This window comes from Planomonospora parontospora, assembly GCA_014647935.1.
Lineage (GTDB): Bacteria > Actinomycetota > Actinomycetes > Streptosporangiales > Streptosporangiaceae > Planomonospora > Planomonospora parontospora.
This window is the reverse complement of record BMQD01000006.1, coordinates 43,254-60,011: the sequence shown is the minus strand read 5'-3', so window position 1 is coordinate 60,011 and position 16,758 is coordinate 43,254. Positions and strand designations below refer to the sequence as shown.

General features: G+C 73.2%; 11 protein-coding genes. 8 read left to right on the top strand and 3 right to left on the bottom strand.

Annotation, left to right across the window (positions count from 1 at the left end; genetic code table 11):
- Positions 1-4 precede the first annotated feature (4 nt).
- The 3 genes from IEZ07_RS11340 to IEZ07_RS11330 all read left to right on the top strand — a co-directional run bounded on the left by IEZ07_RS11340 (position 5) and on the right by IEZ07_RS11330 (position 6,879).
- The gene (locus IEZ07_RS11340) at positions 5-1,474 is read left to right on the top strand and encodes a condensation domain-containing protein (protein ID WP_191894716.1); all 1,470 of its coding nucleotides are present in this window, start codon (positions 5-7) and stop codon (positions 1,472-1,474) included.
- A 210-nt stretch (positions 1,475-1,684) separates the two neighbouring features.
- Positions 1,685-3,697 carry a non-ribosomal peptide synthetase gene (locus tag IEZ07_RS11335; RefSeq protein ID WP_204054341.1) on the top strand — a complete coding sequence of 671 codons (2,013 nt, stop codon included), beginning with the start codon at positions 1,685-1,687 and terminating at the stop codon, positions 3,695-3,697.
- Positions 3,694-6,879 (top strand): non-ribosomal peptide synthetase, encoded by a 3,186-nt coding sequence (locus tag IEZ07_RS11330; protein WP_191894715.1) that lies wholly within the window; start codon positions 3,694-3,696, stop codon positions 6,877-6,879. Before IEZ07_RS11335 ends, IEZ07_RS11330 begins: the two co-directional genes overlap by 4 nt.
- 9 nt (positions 6,880-6,888) lie before the next feature.
- Here IEZ07_RS11330 and IEZ07_RS11325 read toward each other — a convergent pair whose 3' ends face one another.
- A complete protein-coding gene (locus tag IEZ07_RS11325) occupies positions 6,889-7,158 on the bottom strand; it encodes a hypothetical protein (RefSeq protein ID WP_191894714.1) in 270 nt (89 codons plus the stop codon).
- Positions 7,159-7,269: 111 nt separating this feature from the next.
- The gene (locus IEZ07_RS11320) at positions 7,270-7,422 is read right to left on the bottom strand and encodes a hypothetical protein (protein WP_191894713.1); all 153 of its coding nucleotides are present in this window, start codon (positions 7,420-7,422) and stop codon (positions 7,270-7,272) included.
- A 365-nt stretch (positions 7,423-7,787) separates the two neighbouring features.
- Here IEZ07_RS11320 and IEZ07_RS11315 point away from each other — a divergent pair, with 365 nt between their 5' ends.
- The 3 genes from IEZ07_RS11315 (at position 7,788) to IEZ07_RS11305 (ending at position 11,017) form a co-directional block, all read left to right on the top strand.
- Positions 7,788-9,089 (top strand): extracellular solute-binding protein, encoded by a 1,302-nt coding sequence (locus IEZ07_RS11315; RefSeq protein ID WP_239319837.1) that lies wholly within the window; start codon positions 7,788-7,790, stop codon positions 9,087-9,089.
- Between the two features lie 63 nt (positions 9,090-9,152).
- Complete coding sequence (locus tag IEZ07_RS11310) at positions 9,153-10,163, top strand: carbohydrate ABC transporter permease (protein ID WP_068898455.1); 1,011 nt, start codon at positions 9,153-9,155, stop codon at positions 10,161-10,163.
- A complete protein-coding gene (locus IEZ07_RS11305) occupies positions 10,160-11,017 on the top strand; it encodes a carbohydrate ABC transporter permease (protein ID WP_191894712.1) in 858 nt (285 codons plus the stop codon). Before IEZ07_RS11310 ends, IEZ07_RS11305 begins: the two co-directional genes overlap by 4 nt.
- A gap of 147 nt (positions 11,018-11,164) precedes the next feature.
- Here the strand turns inward: IEZ07_RS11305 and IEZ07_RS11300 are convergent, their stop codons facing one another.
- A complete protein-coding gene (locus tag IEZ07_RS11300; RefSeq protein WP_191894711.1) occupies positions 11,165-12,175 on the bottom strand; it encodes a LacI family DNA-binding transcriptional regulator in 1,011 nt (336 codons plus the stop codon).
- A 182-nt stretch (positions 12,176-12,357) separates the two neighbouring features.
- Here IEZ07_RS11300 and IEZ07_RS11295 point away from each other — a divergent pair, with 182 nt between their 5' ends.
- Together IEZ07_RS11295 and IEZ07_RS11290 are read left to right on the top strand one after the other, a co-directional pair.
- A complete protein-coding gene (locus IEZ07_RS11295; protein WP_191894710.1) occupies positions 12,358-13,734 on the top strand; it encodes a glycoside hydrolase family 5 protein in 1,377 nt (458 codons plus the stop codon).
- Between the two features lie 55 nt (positions 13,735-13,789).
- On the top strand, positions 13,790-16,732 hold the full coding sequence (locus IEZ07_RS11290) for an endo-1,4-beta-xylanase (RefSeq protein ID WP_191894709.1): 2,943 nt from the start codon (positions 13,790-13,792) through the stop codon (positions 16,730-16,732).
- The last annotated feature ends 26 nt before the right edge of the window (positions 16,733-16,758 follow it).

Sequence of the window (16,758 nt, the reverse complement as noted above, 5' to 3'; positions counted from 1 at the left end):
CGCCGTGACCGGAGAGGAACGGCGGGCGGCGCTGCTCGCCCGGCTGGCCGCGCTCCCGCCCGAGCGCCGCGAGGCCCTGCGCGCGCTCACCCTGGCCGGGGCGGCCGCCGGCCGGAAGGCCCCGGCGGACGGAGGCGCGGGAGGCGCGGGCGCACAGGAGGTCCCCGGGAGCGCGGAGGCGGGCCGCTCCTGGCCGCTCTCCTTCGGCCAGGAGCGGCTCTGGTTCCTCAACCGCTTCGACCCGGCCGACACCGTCTACAACACCCCCTGGTGCGTACGGCTGCGCGGCCCGGTCGACGCCGGGGCCCTCGCCGAGGCCCTCACCCGCGTCGCCGGACGGCACCACGTGCTGCGGGCCCGCTTCCGGCTGGACGGAGACCGCCCGGTGCAGGTCGTCGCGCCCGCCGGGCCGGTTCCGCTGGAGGTCGCCGAGATCGCCGGCGACCCGGCGCCGGCCGTGGTGGAGCTCGTCAACCGGCCGTTCGACCTGGAGTCGGACCCGCCGCTGCGGGCGGCGCTGCTGCGGCTGGACGACGGGACCTCGCTGCTCTGCCTGGTCCTGCACCACATCGTGGTCGACGGCTGGTCGCTGGACGTCCTCATGCGGGAGCTGGCCGAGTGCTACGCGGCCCGGCGCGAGGGGCGCGGACCCGTGCTGGAGGAACTGCCGATGCAGTACACCGACTTCGCCGTCGAAGACAGGCGGCGCGACCGAACGGCCCGGCTGGAGTACTGGACCCGCACCCTGGCCGGGGTGCCCGTCCTGGACCTCCCGGCCGACCTGCCCCGCCCGGCCCGGTGGACGGGGCGCGGCGGGCAGGAGCCCCTGCGGGTGCCCGGCGGGACGGTCGCCCGGCTGGAGGAGGTCGCCCGGCGGGAGCGCTGCACGCTGTTCATGGCCCTGGTCGCGGCCTACCAGGCCGCGCTCGGGCTGCTGGCCGGCCAGGACGACCTCTGCGTCGGGGTGCCGGTCGCGGGGCGCGGCCGGACCGAACTGGCCCCGCTGATCGGGTACTTCTCCACGACGCTCGTGCTTCGCGCCGACCTGTCCGGCGACCCCACGTTCCGGGAGCTGCTCGGGCGCACCCGCGTCACCCTGCTGCGCGGGCTCCAGCACGCGGACGCGCCCTTCGAGCAGATCCTCGGGGCGCTGCGCCTGCCGCGCGACCTGAGCCGCCCGCCGCTGCTGCAGGCCATGTTCAACCTGCACAACATGCCCAAGGACGACCTGCTGCGCACGTCGATGGGGGACCTGGAGGTCGAGGTCTACCCGGTCCCGGCCGCGGGCCGTACCAAGGCGGAGGTCTCGGTGGACCTCTGGCGCGCGGGCGAGGGGCTGGGCGGGGTCCTCGATTACGGCTGCGACCTGTTCACGGCGGAGACCGCCCGGCGGTTCGCCCGCGCCTTCACCGGCCTGCTGGAACGCGCCGGGACCGGCCCGGACCTCCGCCTGTCCGAACTGGGAGGCGGCTGACGTGACTCCTCCGCTCCCTGAAGGGAGCGGCTTCTCGCTTTCCTCTGCCGAGGTAGGCGACGGACAAGCCCTGCCCGTTTCAAGCAGAAGAACAGTAACAGGGAAGCGATTCCCCTGCCGGGTGAACCTGGCAGTCCCCTCGCTAGATCTGATGGATCCGGCACGGACCGGAGATCCGACCCCGGATCCGAGAAGGAAGGGAGACGAACGGTGCTGACGACGCCGAGGACGCCGACGACGCTGGAGCTGACACGGCGCCGCCGGGACCTGACCCCCGACGCGGTGGCGGTGAGCGGGCCCGGGGGCGAGCTGACCCACCGCGAGCTGCACGAGCGGGTCGACGCCCTGGCGGCGGTCCTGCGCGAGCGGGGCGTGGGCCCGGAGGTCCCGGTCGGGATCTGCATGGAGCGCACCGTGGGGATGGTGGTCGCGGTGCTGGCCGTCTGGGCCGCCGGCGGCGCGTACGTCCCGCTCGACCCCGCCTTCCCCGCCGACCGGCTCCGGCTGATGCGCGAGGACGCGGGGGCCGGCCTGGTGCTGACCCAGGACGGCGTGGACGCGCGGCTGCCCGGCGGGACGCCCCGCACGCTGGTGCTCGCCCCGGACGGCACGGTCCCCGGTGCGCGGCCCGCCGCGGACGGCCCGCCCGCCCAGGACGGCCCGACGGGCGACCTGGCCTACCTGATCTACACCTCGGGGTCGACCGGGCGGCCCAAGGGCGTGGCGGTCCCGCACGGGGCGGTGGCCAACCTGATCGGGTCGTTCGCCTCCCTGCTGGAGCTCACCCCCGCCGACCGCTGGCTGGCCGTCACCACGCTGTCGTTCGACATCTCGGTGCTGGAACTGCTGCTCCCGCTGACCTGCGGCGCCCGGCTCGTGGTGGCCCCCGCCGACCGGGCGGCCGACGGCCCGGCGCTGCGCGCGCTGGCGGCCGAGGAGCGGATCACGGTCATGCAGGCCACCCCGGCGACCTGGCGCATCCTGCTGGAGGCGGGCGGGGTGCCCGAGACGGTCCGGACGCGGCTGTGCGGGGGCGAGGCGCTCCCGCGCGACCTCGCCGACGCGCTCGGCTCCGGCGGCGCCCGCCTGTGGAACGTGTACGGCCCGACGGAGACGACCGTGTGGTCCACGGCCGGCCCCGTCCCGCCCGCTCCGGCCCCGGTGGACCTGGGCGGGCCGATCGCCGACACCGCCCTGTACCTGCTGGACGCCGGGGGGGACCCGGTGCCGGAGGGAGAGGTGGGGGAGCTGCACATCGGCGGCGCCGGGGTGGCGCGCGGCTACCACGGACTGCCCGCCCTGACCGCGGGCCGTTTCCTGCCCGACCCCTTCTCCGGCCGGCCGGGCGCGCGCATGTACGCCACCGGCGACCTGGCCCGGATCGGCGCCGCGGGACGCCTGGAGTACCTGGGCCGGGCCGACCAGCAGGTCAAGATCCGCGGGTTCCGGATCGAGCTCGGCGAGATCGAGACCGCCCTGCGCGCGGCCGGGGAGGTGCGGCAGGCCGCCGTCGCCGTGCGCGAGGGGCCGGACGGGCTGCCCCGGCTGGTCGCCTACGTCGTCCCGGCCGGCGGTCCCGGCGGCCCTGGTGACCCCGGTGGTCCGGGCGGCTCCGGCCGGCAGGACGCCTCGGATTCCTCGGACGCCCCGGGGGATCCCGGCGGTCCGGGGGACGCGGACGGCCGGGACGGCGCGGAGGGTGCGGGCGGGCTCTGGCCGGTGCTGCGCGCCCGGCTGCGGGCGGGCCTGCCCGAGTACATGGTCCCCGCCCACCTGGTGGTCCTCGACCGGCTGCCGCTCACCCCCAACGGCAAGCTGGACCGCGCGGCGCTGCCGCACCCCGACTGGACGAGGGTCGCCGGGGCCCCCTACCGGGCCCCGTCCACCCCGGAGGAGAAGGAGCTGGCCGCGATGTGGACCGAGGTCCTCGGCCTGGCCGAACCGGTCGGGGTCGACGACGACTTCTTCGAGCTCGGCGGGCACTCGCTCACGGCCGCCCAGATCATCGCCAGGGTGCGGACGATGTTCGGGGTGGCGGTGCCGATCGTGGCGCTGTTCGAGAACCCCACGGTGGCCGGGCTCGCCCGGGAACTCGACCGCGCGGGCGACGGCGCGGACGACGGGCCGGACCTGATGGACATGGCGGCGCTGCGCGAGCAGCTCGACGGGCTCAGCGCCGAGGAACTGGCCGCCCTCTTCGACGAACTGGCGCCGGACGCATGAGGGCGCCCCTGTCCCCGGCCCAGGAGCGGCTCTGGCTCCTGCAGCGCCTCGACCCGGGGAACGCCGCCTACAACCTCTACCTCGTGCGCGCGCTGCGCGGCCCGCTCGACCGGGCCGCGCTCGCCGGGGCGTTCGACGACGTCCTGGCCCGCCACGAGAGCCTGCGCACCCGCTTCACCGAGGAGGAGGGGGCGCCCTGGGCGGTGGTCGAGCCCCCGGCGCCCGCCGCCGTCGACTGGCCGGTCGCGCGGGACCGCGCGGAGGCCGAGCGGATGACGGCCGAGCGGGCCAACGCCCCGTTCGACCTGGCGCAGGGACCGCCGCTGCGGATCGCGGTGATCCGCCTCGGCGACGACGAGCACGTGCTCTGCGTCACGATGCACCACATCGTCGCCGACGGGTGGTCGCTCAACGTGATCCTGGACGACCTGGCCGCCTGCTACACAGCCCGGGTCTCCGGCGCGGTGGCGGAGCTCGCCCCGCTGCCCGTCCAGGCCGTCCACCACGCCCTCTGGCAGCGGAGCCGGGCCGGGCGCGCGGTGCCGTACTGGCGGGAGAAGCTGGCCGACCCGCCGCCGCCGGAGCTGCCCTTCCGCGAGGGTACGGCGAGCGGGGAGGGGGACTTCCACCGGACGCACCTGCCGCCGGCGACGGCGCGGCGGCTGGAGCGGCTGGCCGGGGAGCGGCGCACCACCCTGTTCACCGTGCTCATGGCGGCCTACCAGGTGCTGCTCTCCCGGCACACCGGGCAGAGCGACGTCCTGGTCGGCAGCGTCTTCTCGGGCCGGGACCGGGCCGAGCTGGAGGGGATGGTCGGGTACGTCTCCCAGACGGTGGTCCTCCGCGGAGACCTGAGCGGCGACCCGCCCTTCACCGAACTGATCACCCGCATGCGGGGCGAGGTCCTGGGCGCCATGGCGGGCTCGTCCGTGCCGTTCGAACGGCTCGGCGAACGGGCGGAGTCACTACTGCCGTCGATGCTGATCCTGCACACCCAGGACGGCGGCCCCCGGCGGCCGTTCGGGGACCTGGAGGTGACCGCGATCGAATCGGGGTTCCGGCAGGCCAAGAACGACCTGATGGTCGAGGCCTGGTCGGACGCCGGCGGGCTGGGGGTCTCGCTCTGCCTCGACACGGGGCTGTTCGGCCCGGAGGCGGGGCGCCGGCTGACCGGGCGGTTCGCCCGGCTGCTGGAGTCCGTCGCGGCCGGGCCGGACACCCCGATCTCGGAGCTGCGGATCTGGACGGACGAGGACGAGGCGGAGATCCGCGCCCAGGCCGTGCCCGACGGAGCCGTCGGAGCCGCAGCGGACGCCGGGACGGAGGGGACGGCCGCGGCGGTCCCGGAGATGATCGCCGCGGTCGCGCGGCGGTCGCCCGGCGCCGTGGCCGTGGTCTGCGGCGGGACGGAGGTCTCCTACGGGGAGCTGATGGCCCGCGCGGACGCGCTGGCCGGCGTGCTCGGGGAGAGCGGGGTGCGTCCCGGCGACATCGTCGGCGTCTGCCTGCCGCGCTCGGTCGAGGCGATCGTCGCGCTGCTCGCGGTGTGGCGGGCCGGCGCCGCCTATCTGCCGCTCGATCCGGACGACCCCGACGAACGGCTCGCCTTCTCCCTGGCGGACGCCTCGGTCGTCCACGTGGTCACCCGGCGGAGCCTTCCCCCCGGCCGGCTCGCCGTCGACCCGTCCGGCCCGGCGGGCGGCGGCCCGCGGCCCGGCCGCGCCGGTGCGGCGGCGGCCCCGGGGGCGGGCACGGGATCCGCTGCGGCCCCGGGGACGGAGCCCGCGGCGGCCGTGGGGGCGGTCGCGGTACCCGCGGCGGTCCGGCCGGCCGACGCCGCCTATGTGATCACCACCTCGGGCTCCACCGGGCGCCCCAAGGGCGTGGTGGTGGAGCACGGGGCCGTCACCGCGCGGGTGCGGTGGATGCGCTCCGCCTACGGCCTGGCCCCCGGCGACCACGTGGTCCAGTTCGCCTCGCTCGGCTTCGACGCGCACGTCGAGGAGGTCTTCCCCACGCTGGCGGCGGGCGCCGCGCTGGTGCTGCTCCCCGACGGGGCGACCAGCCTGCCGGAGGTGCTGGCCACCCCCGCGGGCCGGCGGGTCACCGTGCTGGACCTGCCGACCGCCTACTGGCACGCGCTGGTGGAGGAGCAGGAGGAGGTGGCCTGGCCGCCCGGGCTGCGCCTGGTGATCCTGGGCGGGGAGCAGGTCGCCGCCGCGGCGGTCGAACGTTGGCGGACCCGGTTCGCCGACCGGGTACGGCTGGTCAACACCTACGGGCCGACCGAGGCCGCGGTCATCGCCACCGCCGCCGACCTGGGCGCCGACGCGGCCTCGGGCCGTCCGCCGATCGGACGGCCGATCGGCGAGACCTCGGTCCACGTACTGGACGAGCGGGGCCGGCCGCTCCCGGCGGGTGCGACGGGCGAGCTCGTCATCGGCGGCGCGGGAGTGGCACGCGGTTACCTCGGCAGGCCGTCGCTGACCGCGGCGGCGTTCGTCCCGGACCCGTACGGCCCGCCGGGCTCGCGCCGCTACCGGACCGGCGACCGGGCCCGCCGCCGCCTCGACGGGCGGCTGGACTTCCTGGGGCGGCTGGACGGCCAGCTCAAGGTGCGGGGCTTCCGGATCGAGCCCGGGGAGGTCGAGAGCAGGCTGCTCGACCATCCGGAGGTGGGGCAGGCGTTCGTCACCGTCCGGGGCGAGGAGCTGATCGCCTACTTCACCGGCACGGCCGATCCGGCCGAGCTGCGCGCCCGGCTGGAACGGGTGCTGCCCCGGCAGCTCGTCCCGGCCGCCTGGGTGCGGCTGGAGGCGCTGCCGCTGACCTCGAGCGGCAAGGTCGACCGCGCGGCCCTGCCCGAACCGGACCTCGTCCCGGCCGCCGGGCGGGTCCCGCCCGGCACCGACGCGGAGCGGCTGGTGGCCGGGATCTGGGAGGAACTGCTCGGGGTCACCGGCCCCGGCGTGTCCGACGACTTCTTCGCGCTGGGCGGGCACTCCCTGCTGGCCACGCGGGTGGCCGCGCGGATCCGCCGCGCGACCGGGGTGGAGGTCCCCGTCCGCACCGTCTTCGACCGCGCCACGATCGCCGGGCTGGCCGCCGCGGTGGAGGAGCTGCTGATCGCCGAGCTGGCCGGCATGACCGACGAGGAGGCGCTCAGACTGCTCGACGGCTGACCGCCGCCGTCAGGACGACGGGCGGCCCGGTCCGGAGCGCTGACCCCGGCGGAGCGGGAGGGACTGCTTGGCCAGGCGCTGCGCCCGGGCGGTGCCGCCGGGGTGGTCGGCGCCGTGCGTCCCGCTGGCCTTGCCCGCGCGGGAGGGTGTCCCCCCGACCGTTCCCCTGACCGATCCCCCGGTCGTTCCTCCGGCGGCGGGGCCGGCCTGCTGCTGCCGGGCGGCCGAGGCCTTCCGCTGCTCGTGCTGGGCCTTCGTCTGCCGTGATTTCGAGCTCATGGGCACCCCCGAGAAGTGATGGCCGCTAAGGTGTCCCATGTCCGTTTTGTGGAGATGGAAACGCGGGAGTCCGGCCGGACGCGCCCTGCCTCGCCCCGCTCTCGCCGGAGATCACGGTTCTCCGCGGTGGAGACGGTAGAAGGGGTGGCCGGGGACGGGCCCGGCCCGCAGGGCGGACCTGCCGGTGACCTCGGAGCGCAGGCGGCTCTCCTCGCGGGCGGCCGGGCCGCCGGCCACCGGCGCGTCCGCGGCGGCGCGGAACACGCTTTCCGCGCCTGGGGTCGACGGCGCGGGCGGATCCGTGCCGCCGGAGGAGGATCCCCGGCCAGGGCCTCGACCAGGCATGTCGTGCGAGTTCATGACACGCGGGCACCGCTGTCCGAAACTTTCTTAAGATCTCCGAGATTTTTCGCGTCCCGCACCGTAAGCGCTTTCGCGGGGCGCGTCAATGGATCTCTCCCGCCAACCTCTAGATAACGGTGTGAAGACGGCCGTTGATACCGCGGAAAAGCCAATGTAACCTCAGCGCCATCTCTAGAAACTATCGGCAACGCGATGAAACTTTCAGAGATCAATCCGCGGTAGCGGATCACATCTGCGGTAGCGACGGCAGAGGAAGGAAGACCACTGTGAAGTCGTTCAATCGGCGAAGTGTGGTGACGCTGGCGGCGGCCGCGCTACTCCTTGCGGGGTGCGGCGGCGGCGGCCAGGAGAGCAACAACGCGGGATCGGGCGGGGGCGCCTCCTCCGGGGGCAAGGTCACCGTCGAGTGGTGGACCATCCACAACATCGATCCCATGCTGGGCGTCTGGAACGGGCTGGTCAAGGACTACCAGGCCAAGCACCCCAACGTCACCATCAAGGTGAACGCGATGAACGTCGAGAACTTCAAGTCGAAGCTCACGACGGTCACCCAGTCGGGCAAGGCCCCGCACCTGTTCCACACCTGGGGCGGCGGCGTGCTGGCCCAGCAGGTCGAGGCGGGGCTGGTCAAGGACATCACCTCCGACATCGCCTCCTGGTCCGACACGCTCTCCCCGGTCGCCCTGTCGGCCTACCAGATCGACGGCAAGACGTACGGCGTCCCGCACGACCTCGGCATGGTCGGCTTCTGGTACAACAAGAAGCTCTTCGCCAAGGCCGGCATCGACGCGCCGCCGGCGACGTGGACCGAGTTCCTCGACGACGTCAAGAAGCTCAAGGCGGCCGGGATCGCCCCGATCGCCCTGGCCGGCAAGGCCAAGTGGCCCGGCCACTACTACTGGGCCTACCTGGCCATGCGCGTGGCGGGCCTGGACGCGCTCAAGCAGGCGGCCGAGACCAAGTCGTTCGAGAACCCCGACTTCGTGACGGCGGGCCAGAAGCTCAAGGAGCTGACCGCCCTCGAGCCGTTCCAGCCGGGCTTCCTGGGCGCCGACTACGACAAGCCGGACGGCCAGGCCGCCACGATCGGCAACGGCAAGGCCGCGATGGAGCTGATGGGCCAGTGGGCCCCCAGCGTCCAGCGGGACACCTCCAAGGACCTCGGCGAGGACCTCGGCTTCTTCCCGTTCCCCGCGGTCGAGGGCGGCAAGGGCGCGGCGACGGAGGCCTTCGGCGGCGGCGGCGGCGTCGCAGTCGGCGCCGACGCGCCCCCGGAGGCGATCGACTTCCTCAAGTTCATCTCCGAGCCCGACAACCACCGCAAGGGTGTCAAGACGGGCGCCATCTTCCCGGCGGTCAAGGGCACCGAGGACGCGGTCACGGACCAGCACGCCAAGCTCGTGACGGAGAGCCTCAACAAGGCCACCGGCTACCAGCTCTACCTCGACCAGGCCTACCCGCCGGCCGTCGGCCAGCAGGTGAACGACAGCGTGGCCGAGCTCATCGCCGGGTCGAAGACTCCGGAGCAGGTCGTCGCCGACATCACGACGGCGGCGAAGTCGGAGTGACGACCGAGTGAAGACGAAGGAAGGGGCCGGGCGCCTGCCCGGCCCCCCGATCGGGGAGAACCGATGAAACCGGAGACCCTGGCGGCGGACAAGCGTCCGGCGCAGCCGGGACCCCGCCGAGCGCGGCCCTCGTCCGACGGCGGCGGCGCGGCCGGCCGCCGCAGGAACCGGCGCCGCACGCTGATGACGATCACGCTGTTCCTGCTCCCGGCGCTGGTGCTGTTCGTCCTGCTGGTGCTGGCGCCGATCCTGCTCGCCGCGTACGCCAGCGTGTTCAAGTGGAACGGGTTCGGCGGGCTGCCGACCAATTTCATCGGGCTGGACAACTTCACCCGGATGTTCGAGGACCCGGTGTTCCTCGGGGACCTGTGGCGCGGTCTGATCCTGATCGTGCTCTCGCTGGTGGTCCAGCTGCCGCTCGCCCTGGGGCTGGCGCTGCTGCTCAACCAGCCCATGCGCGGCAGGGCCTTCTACCGGTTGCTGTTCTTCGCGCCGTACGTGCTGTCCGAGGTCATCACCGCGGTGCTGTTCACGATGTTCTTCTCGCCCGAGCGCGGCCTCGCCAACGAGATGCTGAGCATGATCGGGCTGGAGGAGCTCAGCTCCACCTGGCTGTCGGACCCCTCGAGCGTCATGTACTCGGTGTTCATCGTCATGACCTGGAAGTACTTCGGCTTCCACATGATCCTGTACTTGGCCGGACGGCAGGGCATCCCCAACGAGCTGATCGAGGCCGCCCAGCTGGACGGGGCGACCGGCTGGAAGGTCTTCCGCCACGTGACGCTGCCGCTGCTGGGGCCGACGATCCGCATCAGCGCCTTCCTGTCCATCATCGGCGCCATCCAGCTGTTCGACCTGGTCTGGGTGCTCACCGAGGGCGGGCCCATCCACTCGTCCGAGACGATGGCCATCACCATGTTCACCTTCGGTTTCGGGCGCTACCAGGTCGGCTACGCCAGCGCCATCAGCGTCGTGATGTTCCTCATCAGCCTGGTCTTCGCGCTCGGCTACCAGAGGTTCGTCCTGCGGCGTGACACCGAAGGGGCGATCACCGGAATGCGAGACCAGCGATGAGCCACATCAGCAGCCGCGAACGGGCGAGGACGCAGCGCAGGCTCCGGCACCTGGGACTGCACACGATCGTGATCGCGATCGGAGCGCTGATCGTCGTCCCGATCGGGTACGGCGTGCTCGGCGGCTTCAAGAGCAACCAGCAGCTGTCGACCAACCCGTTCGGCCTGCCGTCGCCGTGGGTGGTCTCGAACTACACCGACGTCCTGGCCTCGCCGGACTTCTGGCGCCAGGTCGGCAACAGCACGTTCATCGCGATCGCCACGGCCCTCATCGTGGTCGCCACGGCGGCCCTGGCCGGGTTCGTCTTCGCCCGGTTCGCCTTCCGCGGGCGGGAGCTGCTGTTCACCCTGTTCACGATGGGGCTGATGTTCCCCTTCGCGGTGGCGATCCTCCCGCTGTTCGTGCTGCTGCGCGCCATGGGCCTGCTGGACAACCCGCTCGGGGTGATCCTGCCCCAGGCCGCCTTCGCCCTGCCGGTGACGATCGTCATCCTGCGGGGGTTCTTCCGGACGATCCCGGGAGAGGTGGAGGAGGCGGCGACGCTCGACGGCTGCAGCGCGTTCGGCTTCTTCTGGCGGATCCTGCTGCCGATGGCCCGACCGGCCATCGCCACGGTCTCGGTGCTCGCGGTGGTCAACAGCTGGAACAACTTCTTCCTGCCGCTGGTCGTCTTCAACAGCCCCGAGTGGTGGACGATCCCGGTGGGCGTCCAGCAGTTCAGCGGCCAGTACTCCACCGACACGGCCAAGGTGCTCGCCTACGTCATCGTGGCGATGCTGCCGGCGCTGGGGTTCTACGCCGTCGCCGAGCGCCAGCTCATCAGCGGCCTCACGGCCGGGGCGACGAAGGGCTGAGGGATGAGCGGGCGGCGCGCCTCACCGCGGGCCGGGCGGCCGGCACCGGTGGGGCGCGCCCCTTCACGGACCCTCCCGGGGACCCCCCCGGGCGGGCTTTCACACCCCCCTCCGGAGGCCGGGGAGCGCGCCTCCGGAGGGGTCCCCTCAGTGGCGGGGCGGGGCCGTGCTCTCCCGGACGACGAGCTCGGTGGCCAGCTCCACGCGCTTGGCCTCCGGGGCGCCCGGCCCGGAGGCCACCACCATGCGGGTGGCCAGCGCGGCCATCTCCTGGAGCGGCTGGCGGACGGTCGTCAGGGAGGGCCAGGCCGACTGGGCGAGGGGCAGGTCGTCGAAGCCGACCACGCTGAGGTCCTCCGGGACGCGCAGCCCCCGCTGCCGGGCGGCCTCCAGCACGCCGAACGCCTGCAGGTCGCTGCCGGCGAAGACGGCGGTGGGCGGGTCGGCCAGGGCGAGCAGCTCGCGGCCCTGATCGCGGCCGGAGTCCACCAGGAAGTCACCGCGGCGGATCAGCTCGGGGGCCACGGCGACGCCGGCGGTCTCCAGCGCGGCCCGGTAGCCGTCGATCCTGGCCCGGCTGCACAGCATGTCGGCCGGGCCGCCGATGATCCCGATCCGGCGGTGCCCCAGCTCCAGCAGGTGCCGGGTGGCGGCCAGCCCGCCGTTCCAGTTGGTGGCGCCCACCGAGGCGACGTTGGGCGGGGGCTCGCCCTCGGGGTCGACGACCACGAACGGCATCGACCGGGCGCTGAGCTGGCGCTGCAGGCCGGCCGAGAGCCGGGAGGCCACGATGACCACCCCGTCGGTGCGCCGGGCCGCGATGCGCTCCAGCCAGTCGCGGCCGGGCCCGGCGTGGGTGTGCAGTACGGAGATCACGACGCTGGCCCCGGCCTCGCGTGCGGCGGTCTCGGCGCCGCGCACGATCTCCATGGCCCAGGGGCTCTCGATCTCGGAGAAGACCAGGTCGACCAGGCCCGCCGGCCCGTCGGCCTGGCCGACCCGGCGCTGGTAACCGTGCAGGTGGAGCAGGCGTTCCACCCGCTGACGGGTCTCCGGTGCGACCTCCGGACGGCCGTTGATGACCTTGGACACCGTGGGGACGGAGACTCCGGCCTCTTCGGCGATCAGCGCGATCGTCACCCGCTTCTTCGTTGGCATGGCACGGAGTGTACCCGAAAAGTTTCGGGGTTTCCTCCTGCTGTGTCACCGGTCACTGGGAGCGCTTCCATAGTCGTATTGACGCATAACGGGCAATTATCTATCCTCGCCCGAGAGCGAAACATTCGGAAGTTCAATGAAACTTTCACAAGATCTCTACTCTCCGTGATAAGGGAGATTTGATGACTCTGCGTGTCTCCGGATCCCAACTCGTCGACTCGGCAGGCACTCCGGTGAGGCTGCGTGGAGTCGGCCTCGGGGGCTGGCTCAACATGGAGAACTTCATTACCGGCTACCCGGCCAACGAGGCCGGGATGCGGAACTCGGTGCGTGAGGCGATCGGGGAGGACCGGGCGGAGCTGTTCTTCGACCGGCTGCTGACCTCCTTCTTCGGCCCCGAGGACGCCGACCTGCTGGCCGCCGCGGGGATGAACTGCGTGCGCATCCCGTTCAACTACCGGCACCTGGAGTCCGACGACCGGCCGTTCGAGATCGACGAGCACGGCTTCCGCCACCTCGACCGCGTCATCGGCCTGCTCGCCGAGCGCGGCATCTACAGCGTGCTGGACCTGCACGCCGTGCCCGGGTCGCAGAACCAGCACTGGCACTCCGACAACCCCACCCACGTGGCCGCGTTCTGGCAGCACCGCCACTTCCAGGACCGCGTGGTGCACATGTGGGAGGCGATCGCCGACCGCTACCGCGACCAGCCTTACGTGGCCGGCTACAACCCGGTCAACGAGCCCGGCGACCCCAGCGGCAAGGTGGTCGGCCCGTTCTACGACCGGCTGGTCAAGGCGCTGCGCGCCGTCGACCCGGGCCACGTGCTCTTCCTGGACGGCAACACCTACTCCACCGACTTCTCGGTCTTCCGCGAGGTCTACGAGAACACCGTCTTCGTCTGCCACGACTACGCCCTGGCCGGCTTCGCGCACGGCGGGCCGTACCCCGGCTACACCCGCGGCGAGTGGGTGGACCGCGACCACCTGGTGCGAACCTTCGAGCGGCGCACCGCCTTCCAGCGCGAGACCGGCACGCCGATCTGGGTGGGCGAGTTCGGCCCCGTCTACACCGGCGACCCCGAGATCGACGCGCAGCGCTACCAGATCCTCACCGACCAGCTGGAGATCTTCGACGAGCACCAGGCCGGCTGGGCGCTGTGGACCTACAAGGACGTCGGCCTGCAGGGCCTGGTGAGCGCGGACCCCGCCGGGCCGTACCTGCGGCGCTTCGGGGACTTCATCGCCAAGAAGACGCGCCTGGGCGCCGACCGGTGGGGCTCCACGATGGAGGAGTCGGCCGACGTCCTGGCGCCGCTGCACCAGCTGGTGGAGACCGAGTTCCCCGAGTGGGACCCCTACCCGTGGGGCGCCCGCTACCAGACCGACGACCTGATCCGGCACATCCTCGTCGCGCAGGCGCTGCTGCCGGAGTACGCCGCCCTGTTCAAGGGCCTCTCCGACGACGAGCTGGTCGCCCTGGCCGACTCGTTCGCCCTGCCGGCCTGCGTGCGCCGTGAGCCGCTCATCGAGCTGCTCACCGCGAACCTCGCGGGCTGAGCCGGGCCCGCAGCACCCCCGCCGAATCCCGTCCGCCGAGAGAAGAGCACCCCCCATGAGCTCCCTCCGCTCCCTGCTGACCGCCGCCCTGCTGTGCCTGGCGACGCTCGTCGCCGTCCCGGGACCGGCGCACGCCGCGCAACCGGTGACGTACGACTTCGAATCCGGCACGCAGGGGTGGGCACCCCGCGGCGACGGGGTCTCGGTGACCGCCCCGTCCGGACTCGCCCGCTCCGGGACCGCCTCGCTGCTGGTCACCGGCCGCAGCGAGAACTGGCACGGGGCGGCCGTCGCACCGGGGTTCGCCGAAGGGCGGACCTACGCGGTCACCGCCTTCGCCCGCGCGGTGGCGGGGGAGAGCACGGTCGCGCTGACCGTGCAGCGCACCCCCGACGGAGGGGACGCGGTCTACGAGCGTGTCGCCGCCGCCACCGTCGGGGACACCGGATGGGTGGAGCTGTCGGGGCGGTACACCTTCACCGGCGCCTCCACCGATCTGCAGCTGTACGCCGAGAGCTCCGACCCGGCCGCCGCCTACCGCCTCGACGACGTCACGATCACCGAGGAGTCCGGCTCCGGCGACGGGAACGGGACGAGCACCGACTTCGAGACCGGCACCGCCCAGGGATGGCGGGCGCGCGCCTCCGCCACCCTGGCCGCCACCCCCTCCGCCGCACGGCAGGGAGGGTACGGCCTGGCCGTGTCCGACCGCTCCGCCTCCTGGGACGGGCCGGCGCTGGACGTCCTGCCGGTGATGGCCAAGGGCGCCAAGTACACGGCCTCGGTCTGGGTGCGTCCCGAGGAGGCGACCTCGCTGGGCCTGTCGATCGAACGGCGCAGCGGGGACACGCCGAGCTACGACCAGATCGCCGCGCCCCGCGAGGTCGCGGCCGGCCAGTGGACCGAGCTGAAGGGCACCTACACGCTCGGCCACGACGTCGACTTCCTGGCGGTGTACGTCGAGTCGGCCTCGGGCACCACGCCGTTCGCCGTGGACGACTTCACCCTGGTCCACGTCCCGGCGGTGCCGATCCAGCGGGACATCCCCGCGCTCAAGGACGTCCTCGGCTTCACCATCGGCACCGCGGTGCAGCGCCCCCAGACGCTCGGCGAGCACGGCGAGCTGCTGCGCAGGCACTTCGAGAGCGTCACCCCCGGCAACCAGCTCAAGTGGGACGCCACCGAGCCGCGCGAGGGCGAGTTCACCTTCGCCGAGGGCGACCACCTGGTCGACTACGCCCACGCGAACGGGCTCAAGGTGCGCGGCCACACCCTCGCCTGGCACAGTCAGACGCCCGACTGGGTGTTCGAGGGCACCAAGGCCGACGTGCTGCGCCGGCTGGAGAACCACATCCGGGCCGTGGCCGGGCGCTACAAGGGCAGGCTGTACGCCTGGGACGTGGTCAACGAGGTCGTCGACGAGAACCAGCCGGACGGCCTGCGCCGGTCGAAGTGGTTCCAGACCACCGGGCTGGACTACATCCGCACCGCCTTCCGGGTGGCCAGGGAGGTGGACCCGGACGCCAAGCTCTACATCAACGACTACAACACCGAGTTCCCGCGCAAGCGCCGGGCCCTGTACGAGCTGGTCAAGAAGCTCAGGGCAGAGGGCGTGCCGATCGACGGCGTCGGCCACCAGCTGCACGTCAACATCGAGCAGCCGCACGCCTCGGAGATCGAGGAGACCATCGAGCTGATCGCCGGCCTCGGCGTCGACCAGCAGGTCACCGAGCTGGACGTCAGCGTCTACACCGACTTCGTCCAGTCCTACCCCGAGATCCCCGCGGCGCTCCTGCTGAAGCAGGGGCACCGGTACAAGGAGATCTTCGACGTCTTCCGCAGGCAGAGCGGGCACTTGAACTCCGTCACGCTCTGGGGACTGGCCGACGACGACACCTGGCTGTCGACCTTCCCCATCACCCGGCTCAACGCGCCGCTGCTCTTCGACGACCGGCTGCAGGCCAAGCCCGCCTACTGGGGCGTGGTCGACCCCGCCAGGCTGGAGCCCCTGGTCCACGACGTCGAGGTGCCCGAGGGCACGCCGAAGATCGACGGCAGGCGCGACCGGGAGTGGGACCTGCTGCCCGACGTGCTCCTGGCCAGGAACGGCGACCTGTCGGCGGGGATCCAGTTCCGCCGCTCCGCCAAGGGCCTGTCGGTGCTGGCCGAGGTGACCGACCCCGCACGGGACGGGCAGGACGCCGTGACCGTGACGGTCGGCGGAACCGACCACGTGATCCGGCGCACCGCCCCGCACGCCAAGGGCCTGCGGGCGCACGTCGGGAAGACCGCCGGCGGCTACCGGGTCGAGGCGCTGCTGCCCGCGGGGGCCTCCGGCGCCGGCGGGGTCCGGCTGACCGTCCGCGACGCCTCCTCGCAGGACGCCCTGGTCTGGGCGGGCGAGATGACCCCCGTCCCGGCGGTGCGCACGACCACGGCGGTCCGGGGCACACCGCAGATCGACGGCACCGTGGACGCCGTGTGGGCCAGGGCGCCGGAGATCCGGACCGCGACCTGGGTCCAGGGCTCGGCCGGGGCGACCGCGAGGGTGCGCACGCTGTGGGACGCCGGACGCCTGCACGTGCTCGCCCGGGTGAACGACCCGCGGCTAAGCGAGGAGTCCCCCGACGCCTGGCAGCAGGACTCGGTGGAGATCTTCGTGGACGCCGACAACGGCAAGACCAAGGGCTACGGCGACGACGACGGCCAGTACCGGATCTCCTTCACCGGCAGGCGGACGGTCGGCGGCCCCCTGGACCCCGCCGCCATAGAGGGCAACCTGACGAGCGCGGTCCGGCAGGTGCCCGGCGGGTACGTCGTCGAGGCCACGATCGGGCTGCCGACCGCCGCCCTCGGCGGGGACGCGCTGCTGGGCTTCGACGTCCAGGTGAACGACGCGACGGGGGCGAGCCGTACCGCCGCGGTGACCTGGAGCGACCCGACCGGCCGGGCCCACCTCAGCACCGCCCGCTGGGGCGTGCTCGGGTTCGCCCGGTGAGCCGGGGAACGGTACGAGAAAGCGGA

What these genes read in the sequence shown, in the direction of transcription:
- IEZ07_RS11290 (WP_191894709.1), top strand. Translation starts at nt 13,790, where the DNA reads ATGAGCTCCCTCCGCTCCCTGCTGACCGCCGCCCTGCTGTGCCTGGCG.
- IEZ07_RS11310 (WP_068898455.1), top strand. Translation starts at nt 9,153, where the DNA reads ATGAAACCGGAGACCCTGGCGGCGGACAAGCGTCCGGCGCAGCCGGGA.
- IEZ07_RS11325 (WP_191894714.1), bottom strand. Translation starts at nt 7,158, where the DNA reads ATGAGCTCGAAATCACGGCAGACGAAGGCCCAGCACGAGCAGCGGAAG.
- IEZ07_RS11330 (WP_191894715.1), top strand. Translation starts at nt 3,694, where the DNA reads ATGAGGGCGCCCCTGTCCCCGGCCCAGGAGCGGCTCTGGCTCCTGCAG.
- IEZ07_RS11300 (WP_191894711.1), bottom strand. Translation starts at nt 12,175, where the DNA reads ATGCCAACGAAGAAGCGGGTGACGATCGCGCTGATCGCCGAAGAGGCC.
- IEZ07_RS11305 (WP_191894712.1), top strand. Translation starts at nt 10,160, where the DNA reads ATGAGCCACATCAGCAGCCGCGAACGGGCGAGGACGCAGCGCAGGCTC.
- IEZ07_RS11295 (WP_191894710.1), top strand. Translation starts at nt 12,358, where the DNA reads ATGACTCTGCGTGTCTCCGGATCCCAACTCGTCGACTCGGCAGGCACT.